This is a genomic window from Microcoleus sp. Pol11C2, assembly GCF_036701505.1.
GTDB lineage: Bacteria > Cyanobacteriota > Cyanobacteriia > Cyanobacteriales > Microcoleaceae > Microcoleus.
Window position 1 is genome coordinate 1 of record NZ_JAUBQX010000066.1, and the last position, 16,742, is coordinate 16,742.

Sequence of the window (16,742 nt, forward strand, 5' to 3'; positions counted from 1 at the left end):
ATTCATCTTTTTATTGTCACAATCAAGTATTGCATATAATTGTATCCTAGTCTTGATAATGATTTAGGATTGCTATAGAGTGCATGGAGGATTGATACTGCATTCATCTCGATCGCCAATGTTCCCAAAGCTCCCGATCGCGCTAAGATGGCGGTGGCAGTCGTTGAATATTCAGTTGCCAGCAGCAGAGTCCGAGTTATTAACAGCACTTTGCCTACTAAAACCCTCTCAACTTCAAAATCTGCGCTCATCAGGTTGTACTTGACCCGAATGTTGTGGGTTCATAATCGTTCTGCTTTACCATGCCAATCAAATATCTGACCGACCCGATTTTAAAAATGTCGGGCAAACTGCCAATTCGCATCGTCCTTGTTGTGCCTTTTGCCCTCCAGACTTTCGCTGCGGTAGGGTTGACGGGGTGGCTGTCGCTACGGAACGGGCGCATAGCCGTCAACGATGTTGCCGCGCAACTGCGGGGAGAAGTCACATCGCGTATCCAGCAACATATTTATACTTATCTCAAAACACCCCACCAAATCAATCAGCTCAATCTCGATGCCATCCGTCTCGGCATTTTGAACGTGCAGGATGCTGATAATTTGCAACGCTACTTCTCCCAACAAATCAAAACCTTTGATAAAATTAGCTACATTCAATTCGCCTCTCAACAAAAAGATTTTATTGGAGTTGAACGCCTCGACGACGGCAAGTTGCAAGTTCAAATTTCTAATCAGTCTACTGGCTATAACTTTCAAAGCTACGCACCGTCCGAGTTTGGGGAACCAACCAAGCTATTAAAAACTACTCTCAACTACGACCCCCGCGTCCGACCTTGGTACATAGCTCCGGTGCAGGCAGGGAAACCGACTTGGAGTAAAATTTATACTTATTTTGACGCACCCAAACTAGCGATTACGGCGGCTCAACCAGTTTATGGCGAGGATGGAAAACTGATTGGCATCCTGGGTTCTGATTTGGCACTTTCCAAGCTAAATCAATTCTTGGAAACTCTAAAAATTGGCCGTTCAGGACAGACTTTTATTGTAGAAAGGTCGGGGCAATTAGTGGCTACTTCTACTCTGGAACCGCCATTTATTGTTAGCAACGGCGTTCCGAAACGAATTGTGGCAACGAGCAGCAAGAATCTTCTAATTCGATCGACCGCCCGGTATTTGACAGAACGCTTCGGAGATTTGCACAAAATTGACAGCTCTCGCCAGTTAGATTTTACCATCGACGGTCAACGACAATTTCTACAGGTGACGCCACTCTCAGACAGCAGGGGCCTCGATTGGTTGATTGTGGTGGCGATTCCTGAAGCCGATTTTATGGAAAGGATTAATGCCAACACTCGCTATACTGTGGTGATGTGTCTGGGTGCTTTGGTGCTGGCAACGGCAATTGGCGCTCTGACTTCTAGGTGGATTGTTGTACCGATTCAGCGTCTGAGCAAGGCTGCGGAGGCTTTGTCGCGGGGAGAATGGGACGGGATGGCGGTAGATCCCCGCTTGATGGCGTCTGTAGAGCGGGAGGATGAGGTGGGTGTCCTGGCTCGCTCTTTTAATACGATGGCTGGTCAATTGGAAGAGGCGTTTACTACTCTCGAAGATCGGGTAGAATCTGCGATCTCCGACAAAAATGAATTAATTATTTCTCTGAAAAACTCGCAGCAGAAACTGGCTCTCCATCTTCACCAAACTCCTTTGGGAGCGATTGAATGGGATCTAAACTTTGAAGTAGCGGAATGGAATTTGTCAGCAGAAAGAATTTTTGGATACAACCGCTTGGAAGCTATCGGACGCCACGGAGTCGATCTAATCGTTCCTGAAAGTGGTAAGGAGTATGTCAGGCAACTATCTATAACTTTGCTCACTAATAAAGGAGGAGTTACCAGCCTTAACGAGAACATCAGAAAAGACGGCAAAATAATTCTGTGCGAGTGGTACAATACGACTTTGGTTGATGCTGATGGCAGGATCATTGGGGTGGCATCGCTGATTCAAGATGTGACTGAATTTCACAGTGCTGTGCAGAAGTTGCGGGCTAGCGAGGAGCGGTTTCGCCAGTTGGCAGAAAATATTCATGAGGTATTTTGGATTAGAGAACCTAATCAAAAACAGCTAGTTTATGTGAGCCCTGCTTGCGAAAAAATATGGAATTTGAGCTGTCAGAGTTTGCAGTCAGAACCGGAGGCTTTTTGGGATGCTATTCACCCGGAGGATCTCGATCGCGTCAAGGCTGCTTTTGCGAAACAGGTGCGGGGCGATTATGATGAGGAGTATCGGGTAGTGCGATCCCATACGGGGGCTACGCCAACGGAAGGTTCAGTTTGCTGGGTGCGCGATCGGGCTTTTCCAGTCCGCAGCCAAACCGGAGAAATTTACCGAATCGTCGGTATTGCCGAAGATATTACCCAGCGCAAATTAGCAGAAGAATTCCAAAAAGTCGCTCAAACCGCTCAAGCTGCAAACCAAGCCAAAAGCGCCTTTTTAGCTAATATGAGCCACGAATTGCGAACTCCCCTCAACGCGATTATTGGTTACAGCGATATGCTCAAAGAAGACGCCGAGGATTTAGGCTGTGAAGATTTTATCCCCGACTTGGAAAAAATTCAAACAGCGGGCAAACACTTGCTATCTTTAATTAGCGACATTCTAGATATTTCTAAAATTGAAGCAGGGCGGATGGAACTTTACTTAGAAACTTTCAATCCGGTTAATTTAATTGACGAGGTAGTTTCTACTGTCAAACCCTTGGTCGATAAAAATTCTAATAAGTTGGAAGTTGATTGTGGTAGCGACTTGGGAATGATGTATGCTGACATTACCAAAACTCGTCAAATATTGCTCAACCTGCTGAGTAATGCAGCCAAATTTACGGAAGGTGGCACTATTAGCCTCTGCATTGAAAGAGTTAAACATGACAGCTTAACCACTCAAGAAATAGCAGAATCTTCCGACTCAATAATTTTTCGCGTAGCTGATACGGGCATTGGGATTCCCCCCGAACAATTGCAGCATTTATTTCAAGCATTTATGCAGGGCGACGCCTCAACTACGCGCAAGTATGGCGGCACGGGTTTGGGATTGACTATTAGCCGTCACTTTTGCGTGATGATGGGTGGCGATATGCACGTTGAAAGCGAGTTAGGTTGCGGTTCGGTTTTTACTGTGTGCTTACCGGCCCGCGTTGAATTATTGGTCAGCGGTTAGTGTTGCTTTCCGGGACGCCCTTGTTACCAGAAAGAATTGGTTTAAAGCCCCAAGCATAAGCGGGAGAAATTAAAAGAAGACTATTCATTACTCCAATCCTCTTCCTTCCAGGTAGAGGTCGCTATAAAGCAGTCAACTGTCAACTCTCAACTGTCAACTGAAACAAGAAACCAGGTTTCTTGACAAAAAACCTACCCTTTGAAATAAGTTGGGGGCAATAAACCCAGGTGATGATACCATACACCATAAGTTCTAATCCTAGCTAATTTCCCGTTTCGGCTTTCCCAAAAGTTGAGCTGTTAATACCCCGCCGACAAAGCCAAAGAAATGCGCTTGCCAGGAAACTCCCGGCTGCGAGGGCAAAACTCCCCAAATTAAACTGCCGTAGAAGAAACCGACAATTAAAGATAACAAAATAGAGGTAAAACTGCGTTCAAAATAGCCCCGCAGCAGCAAGAAGCCGAAGTAACCAAAAATTAATCCGCTGGCACCAATGTGAACGGAATAGGGCGCGCCAGTCAGCCAAACTCCGAATCCACTGACTAGCACGGTTACGGCACTCACGATAAAAAAGTCGCTCATTTCTCGCAGCATGATCAACCAACCCAATGTCACAAAAGGGAGGGTATTGGCGGCTAAGTGAGCAAAACTGCCGTGCAGAAAAGGCATCAACAGGATGCCTTGAAGTCCGTCGAGGCTGCGGGGGCGGACTCCGTAAGCATTCAGCCTGCCTCGGAACAGGAATACATCGACAATTTCGATAATCCAGAGGAGGGAGACGAAGCCACCGAGAATGGCGGCGTGGCTTTGCAATTCGCGGGTGATAGCTTTGGTTTCTGGGTTGCTCATGGGTGGTGAGGGCGGTGATACCGATTATTTCTCATTGTAGAAGTTTCTGAGCGATCGCGAGCAAAGATTGTTGGGGCGAGGTTTCAGGGTTTTTTGCAGCAGAGCTTATTTACAAATATGATAAGTTTTATTAAAAGTTCCGCATTTTCACGTATAGGATAATTCACCTGGATGCCTCACAATAGTAATTGAACTACAAAAGGAGAGTCAACCGAAGGTTGAAGCTAAAACGTAGAAGACAGAATTTTTACCCTATCAATCAATCGTTGGGCTTGAAATGAGGACACTTTTTAGAGCGCACACCGCCTTTAAAAAAAAATCAGGAACTACTTTTCTCGCCCTAAGTCATTAATTTAAGAAGTTCAATCCGGTAAAGCAAAACGAGATGCTGTAGATACTGATTGTAGATAATATCGCACAAGCTCTACAGAGAGTTCTTGGCACCTCGTTATAAAAGAGGAACAGAGCAAAATGAACGTATTTGAGCATACAGTCTCCTACCGAACTCTGCCAAATTGGGTAGGATTTGGCAAACAAGAAACAGCCGTTAATGTCGCTACAAATTCTCAACCTTACGGTCAAAAGCCACACTTTGACCCCTTGCATCCGCTAAAACAATGGCTTGATAACACTGCAATTAAAAGTCAAAAGTTGGCTCGGTTGCTGTGTAAGTTTATTCCCAGCCAGTGTCCGTTTGAGCGAGAAGTCAAAATTGGCGATCGCACTTTATTATCCATTCCCCCGCTGTGCAAGTTAAATCCGCTTTACGAGCAAATCGTTGGGCTACGCTTTCGAGCTTTGTGTTATTTGGCTGACGAGTGTGGCGAAGATGTAACTCCTTATTGTTAATTCTGCAAAAACTTAAAATTTTCACTGTCTTTTCACCCTCCCTTCTCCTTGTTGGGGAGGGTTTTTGTTTTGTGTCGGCTTTCAAGGAACAAAAGTGCGGTCAATTTCTCGATCGCCCAGTAAATCAGTTTTGAATCAATTCTTTTTTTTCGTGATTGATAGTTATCTCAAGGGTGGTTGTTTGGGAGGCTTTTGTAGGGAGGCTCCCGGTTAGGTAAAACAGCTATCAATAGAGGAGAATAGTTAAGCGTCAACAGAAGCGTAAACTGCATTCGTAGGAGGAGTGGCTATCACCCCTTAACAAAAGGAGCGTTTTAAAGCTTGTGCTAGCTTAAAACAGGGATGCTGCTGGTTCGCGTCTTGCCGAACTTTATTGGGTAATCTCCCAAAAGATGTACGGTTTTATCCCCTCTAGAGCGCTATCAGCTAGATACCATGAGAAAAGTGTCAAGGACATCACCAATCTATTTCGGTTGAGCAGTGGAGTGAGGCAACCCAAAATTAAAGTTCAGTTTTACTCCCTACATTTTTCCCAAAATTGATAGATTAGTAATTGAGGCAAATATTTAAGCTATTTCCAGAATATAAGTAAAACTAAATGTCAAAATCACGAACTCGGTAATTATCGACACAAATTATAAAAGATTTTACGAATCTAACTAATACCAAGTGTTAAAAAGAACTTTTTTTGCAGTAATTATTGCACTTTTATCTTTTATGGTTTCACTCATGCTATCAGCTCAAACTTCTGAGGCTGTCAATGAACTATATGTATTTGGGGACAGTCTTTCGGATATGGGAATGGTGTTTCGAGCAAGCGGGGGTCAATATCCGCCTCGTTCGACTTACTTTCAAGGGCGTTACTCGAATGGTAAGGTTTGGGTAGAATATCTTGCCGAGCGCCTAAAGTTGCCGCCTGAACGAGTCACTAATTTTGCCTATGGAGGTGCAACAACGGGGAGCGATCACAATAGCCTTGTCCCTGGTTTGTTAGCTCAAGTTCAGTCATGGACTAAATCCCAAAAACAGGCAAATCCTCATGCGCTGTATGTACTGTGGGCGGGGGCGAATGACTATTTGCAGGGGGCAAATAATGCCAATATTCCCGTTGAAAATGTGGCGAGGGCGATCGCGTCTCTTGCTGATGTGGGTGCCAAAAATATCTTGGTGGCAAATTTACCAGATTTGGGGCAGTTACCGGCGACGCGAACAGGCACTAATTCTGCAAGGCTCACTGCATTAACACAAGCACACAATCAGGGTTTGAGGCGAGCCGTTAAGGTATTAAATCAACAGCATCCTGACTTAAAAATTGCGACTCTGGATGCTAATGCGCTTTACCGAGAAGCCATTACTTCTCCGGCTAAATATGGCTTGACTAATGTGACGAGTGCGTGTTTATCGGGTGGAGGTGTTTGTGGTAGTCCCGATCGATTTTTGTTTTGGGACGGCATTCATCCGACGACGGCCGCACACAAAATTTTGGGGGAAGCAGCGTCCGCGATTGTGCAGGAGAGCGGGATGATTAAATCTGAATTGGGGACGCTTCGGTAAACTATTTTAAGGCTGGACGGGCGATCGCCACAAGACCGGGATGGTCCCTTTTCGTAGAGGTTGACATGATTTTTTGCCTGAGAGCAAGATTGGCTCATCTGATATTGTAGAAATTTTCCTCGTGGGCGATCGCACTTGGTTAGACAAGGGCGATCGCTCCTGCCTGGTGTTAAACGGAATCTAGCGGTTGCCTTAAGCAAGGAAAAAATAGCCGTGATACCTGTCAAAGAAAAACTTGTTAAAAAACTGAAAAATTTCTCTGAAATCGAACTGCAAGAAATCCTCAAATTTTCGGATTTCCTGTTATTGCAGCGGAGAAAGCAGGAAGTAGTTTCGCCGCCCGATGAAACTGGCAACAGCCAACCAGCAAATATGGATGAAGAGTGCGACGTTCATTATGTTGGTGGAGTCTTAGTCGTCAAAGCATCATCAATAAAAAATCAAGAACTGATTAATATTTAATTGAAAAGACATGACTCAAAATAATTTACTGTCTCGCATCTCAATCGACTCGAATATCTGCTTTGGCAAACCCTGTATTCGCGGCCATCGCATCTGGGTTTCTCTGATTCTTGACTTTCTAGCTAGCGGCATGACTTTGGAAGAATTGCTTGAGGAATATCCGGGAATTGAACGAGAAGACGTTTTGGCTTGTATTGCTTATGGGGCGGAGTTGGCAAGAGATTATTACGTCGAAATTCCTCTGGCTGAAAAAAAGGTAGTTTTAAAGTGAAGTTAAAACTTGATGAAAATTTGGGCAGCATCCGCGTTGTTTCGATGTTACGTTTGGCTGGCCATGATGTTGCGACTGTACGGGAACAAAATTTGAGTTCCACACCGGATGAATTATTAATTGATATATGTCGGAGGGAAGATAGATGTTTGGTGACTTTGGATAGGGGGTTTGGCAATCGCCTCCGCTACAATCCTTCTGATTATTCTGGGATTGTGTTACTGCGTCTGCCTTCTCAATCGAAACCGCAAGATTGGCAAGCTGCCGTAGAAATATTAATTCGCGGATTGGAGGCCGCAGAAGTTGCGGGTAAATGGTGGATTATCCGAGGGGAACAGCTTTTGGAATATCAAGCAATATCGGAAGATGAATCTCACTAAATGCGAACCGAAATAATGGAGAAATTTATTCAAAAATAAACTTTTTATTGGATACATCCGTACAGCTAAACCTTTTTACCGACGCTGTTTAGGTAGCACTGCCTTTTCCAACATTTCTGCGATCCGGAAAGATACAATTAATGCGTTTCCAAGTAAAGGTAAGGCTGTGATAAAATCTCGGTCAATGCGATAAACTCTCGAACCAAGTCGGAGAATGAAATCTCCATCTTCACGAGCTTTTATACGTTCCCTTAAACGTCTAATTTCCTCACTTATAGCACTTTCGCCAACCTGCTCATCTATTAAAATTAGTTCTCTATCGAGATTTTCGAGTTCAGCTAAAATCCTGACAGCATCACCCTCCAAGCTATTTATCCTATCCAAGGCTGCTTGTCGCCGCGACTCAATTTTTACAATTTCTGCAAGTCGTGAACGTTCTGCTTCGAGAACTTGGATCTTTTCCTCCTGAGTTTTAGCCTGCTCTATTAACCTTTCGATCTCTGGAACTTTAGCAAGCTGCTGTATAATTTCCCTATCAGAACGCCTAAATGCGTAAGTAAATAAGTTTAGACCAACGGGGACGGCAATAGCAGAGGCAAGACCGAACCAAATTACAAAACGATTATCTTTTACCGACTGAAAGCCAAGATAAACGGTTCCGCCAATAAGACAAATTGCAATGAAGGCTGAAATAATCTTCCTTCTCAAAATCACTGAAGTAATTCCAAAATTAAGGGTTGAAAGAGATCTGTCCAAGATTTTATAGATCGGCAAGGGCATCCACAAGAGATGCCCTCACCGCAATCCAAACTACGCGCCGACAGATTCCTTGGCGGCGTACAGCACCTCAACGGTAATCTTATCAATTCCCCGATCGCGCGCAAACTTCTCAGTATTCCGCTTCACCTTACCCCGCACAAAACCAGGGATTTTATTCAACTCAGCTTGTCCATCCTTCGTCCAACCCATATCAGAATCAGCCGAAATACCCTTCGTAATCACTTCCTTGGTATCGTGGCCGCCGAAGATTTCCAGCAAGTGGTCTTCCATTCCCAAAGTGAAGGAATTGTAGACCAAATCTACGCACTGATTCGTGCCTTCATAACCCAAAAATGGCTTGTAGCCGATCGGGAAATTTTGGACGTGAATCGGTGCAGCAATTACGCCGCAGGGAATATCCAACCGCTTACCAACGTGGCGTTCCATTTGCGTGCCGAAAATTGCCGAAGGTTCCGCTTTGGCGATCGCATCCCCGATCGCCCCGTGATCGTCCGTCACCAGCACTTCATCGCAATACTCGCTTACCTGTTCCCGGAACCAATCAGCGTCGTGTTTGCAGTAGGTTCCAGCCCACACAACGTGGATTCCCATCTCGCGAGCCAAAATCTTCGTCATTGCCGCAGCGTGGGTATTATCGCCAAATACGACGGCTTTTTTGCCGGTTAAGTTTTGGCAGTCGATCGATCGCGAAAACCAAGCAGCCTGCGACACAAATCGAGTTTGTTGGTCAATAAAGTTTTCGTAATCAACATCCGCACCTTGAGCATTCAACACCTGCTGAATCTTGCGGATGCAGCGCGCAGTTTCCACCACACCCATCGGCGTAATATCCACCATCGGCGTACCGAATTCTTTTTGCAAATACTCCCCGGCCATCATCCCCAATTCCCGATAAGGAACCAAGTTAAACCAAGCGCGCGGCAGTCTTTTTAAGTTATGAACCGAAGCACCTTCGGGAATAACTTCGTTGACTTCAATGCCCAAATCAGCCATCAAACGCTTCAACTCGGTGCAGTCGTGCTGGTTGTGGAAACCAAGGGTAGACATACCGATAATGTTGACAGATGGTTTTTCGCTTTTGGCTTCTACTAAATCGCCTTTTTTGCGGGCTTTGTTAATGTAAAATTGGACGATTTGATCCAAAGTGCGATCGGCTGCTTGCAGTTCGTTGACGCGATAATGGTTAACATCCGCCAGCAATACATCACCTTTGGCATCCAATTGAGCTCTCTCCACGAAGTTTTCCAAGTCTTCTTGCAGAATGCTGGAGGTGCAAGTCGGGGTGAGCACGATTAAATCTGGGTGTTCTTCTCTGTCTTTGCGGGTGATATTGTCCACCACCCGTTCCTGCGAACCCCGCGCCAGTACGTGTCTGTCAACGACGCTGGTAGTTACCGGGGTGAAATCCCGTTCCCTCTCCAGCATGGAACGCATGACGTTAAAATAGTCGTCTCCTATGGGTGCGTGCATGATCGCATGGACGTTTTTGAAGGAAGTGGCGACGCGCAAAGTGCCGATGTGGGCTGGGCCTGCGTACATCCAATAAGCCAATTTCATAGGTATTTTCCTGGTGCTGGTTGAGAATTGCCCGATCGGGCGATTACTGCTAAATTTTAAGGTTGTTTCTGATTTTCTCACCGGATGAATCCTTGAGAAATACTAACTTTCTGAGAATTTACAGATTTACGAAATGCTCAAACGCTTTGTCTGCTTGGCATTTGACTCGCAATTCAAACAACTTTACCTTGGTTTTATGGCAATAATTCTTAATCTTTCCTAAAATTTTCTTAAGAGTTAGGCAAATTTGATTAATGTAGGGTTCGCTGCCGCGCACCAGACAAGGTGCAATAATTTTGCATTTTTTGTCAAATTTACTGGGGTCAAACGGTCAATCGATTTTAGATTTTAGATTTTAGATTTTAGATTAAAGAATTGAAGCATTGACCCCACGGATAAATTCGGGGGCTCGTTTATCGGATACAGGTTTTTTATTTCTGGACGGATGAATCCGGGGGCTTGTATTCTGGATGCTTTCGGTCAGTTAGTATTGTTAATCGATGGTCAAAATAGATAGAACTGAAGGAAATTTCAGCTTCCGAAGCAACACTTACTTCCCTCAGCGCCTCGGTCGCGAATTATAGTTAAGATTTGCACCGGCCGGTTTTTTTGAAGCACCGCAAATTCCTACCCGATCACCGGAAAAATAAATCTTTCAGCACTTGCGTATTTTCACGAGATGTGGTGAGGCTCCACTAAAGTCAAGCGATTGCTTGGAATCTGAGATGATTTAGTTGTCAACATGGCGATCGAGCATTAAAGTAAATCGTTGCACAAATCCTGTATTTGTGATTTTGTTTACCTAACTGCTGAGGTGACGAAAGCCCCAGCGTGCTTTTGTCAGCAGCAGCTCTTTGCTGTCAAGGCCTGCTTTCCCACACATCCCAAAAGATAGCTCTTGAGCGATAATGAAGAATAACATAGGATTTACGAAAAGAAACCCGATTTACACGAAAAAATCTTGGGTTTGTCAACCACTAGCAACGAAGAAACCGGGTTTCTAGCCCGCCGCGCGTCAGTCCTGTAACATTGACCAAGCACACCTAATTTGAGAGAACCCAACTATGATGGCAATTCCCGGCGTTGCAGTTCTCGCTCTCATTTATGAAAGCAGCACTTCCCTGGTTTACCGCGGCCACAACGAGCAGAACAACCAACCTGTTATTATCAAACTTATCAAAGAAGACTATCCGACTCCTGAAGAACTGAATAGATACAAGCGCGAATATGAGATCACTGCCAACTTAAGCCTGTTGGACGGAGTTGTGAAAGTGTATAAGTTGCAACAGGTTAGAAATAGTCTGGCAATGATCTTAGAAGATTTTGGCGGGGAATCTTTAAAAATATTTATGGGTTCCCAAAAATTTACCATTTTAGGATTTCTGACTACGGCCATCAAAGTTGCTGAAACTTTGGGAGAAATTCACGGAAAAAATGTAATTCATAAAGATATAAATCCCTCTAATATAGTTTTTAATCCTGCTACAGGACAAGTGAAACTCATAGATTTCAGCATCTCAACTGCATCCAACCTGGAAAATATTCCCAATAAAAACCCCAATTTTTTAGAAGGCACTTTAGCCTATATGTCGCCCGAACAAACCGGCCGAATGAACCGGGTAGTCGATTACCGCACCGACTTTTATTCCCTCGGCGTGACATTCTATGAAATCCTGGCAGGACAACTCCCTTTTCCCACTACAGATCCCATGGAGTTAGTTCACTGTCACATAGCCAAACAGCCAGTACCTCTCGCTGAAATTGCTCCAGAAATTCCTAAAGCTGTTTCAGATATTGTGATGAAATTGTTAGCAAAAACCGCTGAGGAGCGTTATCAAAGTGCTTGGGGACTAAAAGCCGATTTGGAATCCTGCCTGTTTCAGTGGCAAACCTCTGGGGTTGTTTCTGAGTTTACTCTCGGCAGCCAAGATATTTCCGACAAATTTCAAATACCTCAAAAACTTTACGGCAGACAGCGAGAAGTTGAAACTCTTTTAGCGGCATTTGAACGGGTGGCAGCAACAAATAATCGAGGCTACCGCACCGACAATTCTCAAATTTCTGTCATCAAAAAAGAGATCAAATCGAAAAAAGAAATTCCCTTGTCAGTTTTGGGGAGAGGACAGCATAAATCCCGCAGCGAGATGATGCTGATTGCCGGTTATTCCGGCATTGGCAAATCTGCAATGGTGAAGATTTTAGACAAACCTATTACCCGCAGGCGCGGCTATTTTATTTGGGGAAAGTTTGACCAGTACAAGCGAACTATTCCTTACTCAGCCGTTGTCAGCGCTTTTTCGGAATTGGTGCGGCAACTGTTAACTGAAAGCGAAGCTCAATTAGCAGTTTGGCGCGAAAAACTCCGCAGTTCCTTCGGTCAAAATGGGCAAATTATTATTGATGTCATTCCCGAAGTTGAACTAATTGTGGGAGCTCAGTCTCCTGTAGCTGAATTGGGGCCGACGGAATCTCTGAACCGCTTTAATTTAGTATTTCAAAATTTCATTCGCGTATTTTGCCAGCCTGAACATCCGCTGGTCATTTTTCTGGACGATTTGCAGTGGGCTGATTCGGCTACTCTCAAATTGATCGAATTGATGATGACAGATGAAGCTACGCAATATCTGTTTTTAATTGGTGCTTATCGAGATAATGAAGTGAGTCCTACTCATCCTTTAATGATGACTTTGGAAACGCTGCGAAATCAGGAAGCTATCATTAATCAGATTGCTTTGTCGCCGCTGGGGGTGGAAAACATAACTCATTTGATTGCCGAGACTTTGCACAGCGATCGAGAATCGGTCAAACCGTTAGCTGAATTGGTAATCAATAAAACCGACGGCAATCCCTTTTTTGTTAATCAATTCCTGCAAACATTGTATCAGGAAAACTTGCTAGTTTTTCACCCGCCACAGTCGGGGAGCAAGGGCGGCTGGCATTGGGATATGACTCAAATTGAGCAGTGCGCTATCACTGACAATGTAGTAGATTTGATGGTACAAAAATTGAGAAAACTGCCAAGTTCAACGCAGCAAGTTTTGCGTTTGGTGGCTTGTTTGGGCAACGAATTCGACTTGAATACTCTTTCTTTAATTCATGAAAAAGAAGCCTCGGAAACTTTTTCTCACCTGTTGCCAGCGATTAAGTCGGGGCTGATTCTGCCAACTTCCGAATTGGAAAGCAAATCATTAGATTACGTGCTGTTTCCGCTATTAATTCTGAATTATAAATTTTTGCACGATCGCGTACAGCAAGCCGCTTATGCTCTGATCGACGACTCGCAAAAAAAGGCAGTTCACCTGAAAATAGGCAGGCAAATCCTAGAAAACACCCCGGCTGAATATCGCGCTGACAGAATCTTTGAATTAGTCGATCACTTGAATGTGGCTCGATCGCTAATTAATGACGATCGAGAATTAATTGAACTGGCAACGCTGAATTTAGACGCCGCCCGCAGAGCCAAAGATGCCACTGCTTATGTTGCTGCCTTGCAGTATTTGACCGCAGGCATGGACGGTTTGAGCGCCGATATTTGGGATGCCCACTACGATTTAGCCTTTGCCTTGCACATGGAGCGGGCAAATGTTGAGTATTTAAACGGTTTTTTTGAGAACTCCGAAGAATTTATTAATATAACGTTGGAAAAAGCGCGATCGCCCTTAGAAAAGGTAGAAATTTACAACCTGCTGATCGTGCAGTACACCCTGCGCGCGAAGTACGAAGAAGCCGTTAAAGCCGGAATCACAGCTTTAGACTTGCTAGGCATTGACTTGCCGCTAGATGGGCTACAAAAAGTCATATCCGAAGAATTTGCCACAGCCACAAATATTTTAGCAGGTAGAGAAATAGCTTCCCTAATTGACGCCCCCGAAATGACTGTACCCGACAAAAAAGTTGCCGTCAAATTAATTACAAACTTGCTGACATCGGCGTATCTCAAAAATCCCGACTTGTGGAAAGTCAGCGTTTTAAAAGGAGTCAATCTTTCTCTACAATACGGTTTAGTACCCGAAGCCTCTCTTTGCTATGCTGGCTACGGTATGTTCTTAAACGCAGTTTCCGGAGATTACAAAGCTGCGTATCAATTCGGCTTGCTCTCGCTGAATCTCAGCGAAAAATCTGGCAATATCGGCTTGAAGTGCAGAGCTTGTTCATCCCTGGTTAGTATTTTTTATTACTGGTTCAATCACATCAAAGATTCCCACGCAATCAGCAATGAAGGATATCAAGCGGCTTTAGAATCAGGAGATTTAGAGTATGCGGGTTATATCCTGTCCAACCGCATAGCTAACTCATTTTTTCAAGGTAAAGAAATCTCGCAAATTCTGCTCGACACTAGCAGGTATTTGCAGTTCAGCCAAAAAACAAAAAATCAGCTCGTAACCGATATATTATTAGGGGTAGAGTTAATCCTGCGTAACTTGAGCAAACTAACTCCTGAAAAGTTTGTATTTGAAAGCGAAGATATCAGCGAAGCTGAATACGTACACAACTGTCAAGCTCATCAAAATTTGTACTCGCTCTGCCTTTATCAGATTCGCAAATGCCAGGTAATGTACTGGTACGGTAACTTCAACGAAGCGCTACAACTAGCTTTTGAAGTAGAAAAACAGCTATCTTTTATTACCGGAGCGATACCCGCTACCGAATGGAATTTTTTCTTTTCTCTAACTTTAGCCGCCGTTTTCCCAAATGTTTCAGAAGAGAAGCAAAAGGAATACTTGGAAAAGTTAGAGGAAAACCAAAAACAGATGAAAATTTGGTCAGATAACTGTGCCGAAAATTTTCTGCACAAGTATCTTTTAGTACAAGCAGAAATAGCTAGAATTTCAAAAAAAGATTCAGAAGCTGTAGAACTGTACGATTTCTCTATAAATTTAGCCCAAGACAATGAGTTTGTCCAAAATGAAGCACTAGCTAATGAACTAGCAGCTAAGTTTTGGTTGAGTAAAGGCAAGTATCAATATGCCAAAATTCACTTGCGCGAAGCTCACTCGTGCTACTTGCGCTGGGGTGCAGTTCGCAAAGTAGAAGATTTAGAACAGAAGTATCCGCAGTTGCGGGAAATGACGCCGCTCAACGGAAGTTTTAACAACAATCAAACTACCACAACTATTCATACTTCTACTGGCAGCGATGCGAGAGTGCTGGATTTGGCAACGGTAATGAAAGCATCTCTGGCGATTTCTAGCGAAATTGTTCTCGATAAGTTGCTGGCTTCTTTGATGAGAATCTCCTTAGAAAATGCGGGTGCTCAATTAGGTTTTCTGATTTTAGTTAGAGATGGTCAACTGTTGATTTCAGCTAAAGCGTCAGTATTTGCTGAAGATGTAGCTGTGCTGCAATTTACTCCTGTTGGAGACTATCATGATTTACCTGTGACGGTGATTAATTATGTGGAAAGGACTCGATCGGATTTGGTGTTGAGCAATGCGGCGGCTGAGGGACTATTCACAGCCGATCCTTACATCGCTAAACACCAACTGCAATCTATTTTGTGTACTCCAATCATCAATCAAGGCAAACTAATCGGCATTCTTTATTTAGAAAACAATTTGACTGTGGGAGCATTTACTCCCCACAGATTGGAAGTTTTAAGGTTGCTTTCTTCCCAAGTTGCTATTTCTTTAGAAAATGCTCTGCTTTACAATTCTGTGGAACAGAAAGTGCAAGAACGGACGCAGGAGTTAAATGAAAAGAACGAGCGCTTAGAACAAACTTTGCGCGAACTTAAACTAACTCAAGCTCAATTAATCCAAACGGAAAAAATGTCTAGTTTGGGGCAAATGGTCGCTGGTGTAGCTCACGAAATTAATAATCCTGTAAGTTTTATCTACGGCAATCTTAATCCGGCTAGCGAATACGTTCAAGACTTGTTAAAATTGATTGAGCTTTACCAGCAGCACTATCCAGAACCTGCTGAGGAAATTTTAGAAGAAATAGAAACAATTGAGCTGGAATTCTTGAGCGAGGATTTGCAAAAGCTGCTGGATTCTATGAAAGTAGGAGCGGAAAGAATCCGGGATATTGTGCTAAGCTTGCGGAATTTCTCTCGCCTCGACGAAGCGCAAATGAAGTCGGTAGATATCCATCAAGGCATCGACAGTACGGTGATGTTGCTGCAACCGCGCTTGAGAAAAGAGGGCGGGCGTTTGGGAATTGAGGTGATTAAAAATTACAGCACGCTACCCCTAATTACTTGTTATGCGTCTCAGTTGAATCAGGTATTTATGAATATTTTGACAAATGCGATCGATGCTCTCCTCGTCGCAAGAGATAGCCCGGAAAACTCTCATCAACAGCCTACGATTACAATTTCTACAGAGGTGACAGACAGGAATTCTGCCATAATTAGAATTGGCGACAGCGGGCCGGGGATGAGCACTGAGGTGCTGCACAAGATATTCGATCCATTTTTTACAACTAAGCCGGTGGGTTCGGGAACAGGTTTGGGATTGTCTATTTCTCACTCGATTGTTGTGAGTTCTCATGGGGGAAAATTGACTTGCGTTTCTGCACCCGGAGAGGGGAGCGAGTTTATTATTGAAATTCCGATCGCCCCCAGGCAAGTTTTGTAATCGGCGCAACCATCAACCCAAATCCCCAAATCAATTCCAGTTAGCAACCCTTAACAATTCGGCCACGCATTGCGTTTACTAAACTTTGAATTCGCAATTTAAACTCGGCGAAAACTCTGTCGCCAAGTCGAGCGATCGGGTTTCGACAAAAGGGCGATCACCCTTTTGCAGGCGCACTGAGGGCTTTTCATCGCGACGAGGTGGCAATGCTCCGATAAAGCATAAAAAGTGTCAGATTTTTAATTAAAAA

The 16,742-nt window shown here is 44.1% G+C and carries 11 protein-coding genes; 7 read left to right on the forward strand and 4 right to left on the reverse strand.

Annotated elements, in window-relative coordinates:
• Positions 1 to 2: 2 nt before the first annotated feature.
• Positions 3 to 251: a hypothetical protein gene (locus tag QUA42_RS24820; RefSeq protein ID WP_333140959.1), complete on the reverse strand. Its 249-nt coding sequence runs from the start codon at positions 249 to 251 to the stop codon at positions 3 to 5.
• 51 nt (positions 252 to 302) lie between these two features.
• On the opposite strand from QUA42_RS24820, the gene QUA42_RS24825 reads away from it, so the two are divergent.
• Complete coding sequence (locus tag QUA42_RS24825; protein WP_333140961.1) at positions 303 to 3,212, forward strand: PAS domain S-box protein; 2,910 nt, start codon at positions 303 to 305, stop codon at positions 3,210 to 3,212.
• Between the two features lie 258 nt (positions 3,213 to 3,470).
• Here QUA42_RS24825 and QUA42_RS24830 read toward each other — a convergent pair whose 3' ends face one another.
• Positions 3,471 to 4,061: a rhomboid family intramembrane serine protease gene (locus tag QUA42_RS24830; protein ID WP_333140963.1), complete on the reverse strand. Its 591-nt coding sequence runs from the start codon at positions 4,059 to 4,061 to the stop codon at positions 3,471 to 3,473.
• 471 nt (positions 4,062 to 4,532) lie between these two features.
• Here QUA42_RS24830 and QUA42_RS24835 point away from each other — a divergent pair, with 471 nt between their 5' ends.
• The 5 genes from QUA42_RS24835 to QUA42_RS24855 all read left to right on the forward strand — a co-directional run bounded on the left by QUA42_RS24835 (position 4,533) and on the right by QUA42_RS24855 (position 7,577).
• Positions 4,533 to 4,910, forward strand: coding sequence for a Mo-dependent nitrogenase C-terminal domain-containing protein (locus QUA42_RS24835; protein WP_333140965.1), 378 nt, complete (start codon positions 4,533 to 4,535; stop codon positions 4,908 to 4,910).
• A gap of 729 nt (positions 4,911 to 5,639) precedes the next feature.
• Positions 5,640 to 6,464: an SGNH/GDSL hydrolase family protein gene (locus QUA42_RS24840; RefSeq protein ID WP_333140967.1), complete on the forward strand. Its 825-nt coding sequence runs from the start codon at positions 5,640 to 5,642 to the stop codon at positions 6,462 to 6,464.
• 213 nt (positions 6,465 to 6,677) lie between these two features.
• Positions 6,678 to 6,926: a hypothetical protein gene (locus QUA42_RS24845; protein WP_333140969.1), complete on the forward strand. Its 249-nt coding sequence runs from the start codon at positions 6,678 to 6,680 to the stop codon at positions 6,924 to 6,926.
• Between the two features lie 10 nt (positions 6,927 to 6,936).
• On the forward strand, positions 6,937 to 7,197 hold the full coding sequence (locus QUA42_RS24850) for a DUF433 domain-containing protein (RefSeq protein WP_332972106.1): 261 nt from the start codon (positions 6,937 to 6,939) through the stop codon (positions 7,195 to 7,197).
• On the forward strand, positions 7,194 to 7,577 hold the full coding sequence (locus tag QUA42_RS24855; protein WP_333140971.1) for a DUF5615 family PIN-like protein: 384 nt from the start codon (positions 7,194 to 7,196) through the stop codon (positions 7,575 to 7,577). The genes QUA42_RS24850 and QUA42_RS24855 overlap by 4 nt, the downstream gene beginning before the upstream one ends.
• Before the next feature lie 75 nt (positions 7,578 to 7,652).
• Here the strand turns inward: QUA42_RS24855 and QUA42_RS24860 are convergent, their stop codons facing one another.
• Together QUA42_RS24860 and bchB are read right to left on the reverse strand one after the other, a co-directional pair.
• The gene (locus QUA42_RS24860; RefSeq protein ID WP_333140973.1) at positions 7,653 to 8,333 is read right to left on the reverse strand and encodes a hypothetical protein; all 681 of its coding nucleotides are present in this window, start codon (positions 8,331 to 8,333) and stop codon (positions 7,653 to 7,655) included.
• Positions 8,334 to 8,387: 54 nt separating this feature from the next.
• A complete protein-coding gene (bchB, locus tag QUA42_RS24865) occupies positions 8,388 to 9,914 on the reverse strand; it encodes a ferredoxin:protochlorophyllide reductase (ATP-dependent) subunit B (RefSeq protein WP_190659189.1) in 1,527 nt (508 codons plus the stop codon).
• 1,064 nt (positions 9,915 to 10,978) lie between these two features.
• Here bchB and QUA42_RS24870 point away from each other — a divergent pair.
• Entirely contained in the window at positions 10,979 to 16,492 is a 5,514-nt protein-coding gene (locus tag QUA42_RS24870) for an AAA family ATPase (protein ID WP_333140975.1), read from the forward strand.
• The last annotated feature ends 250 nt before the right edge of the window (positions 16,493 to 16,742 follow it).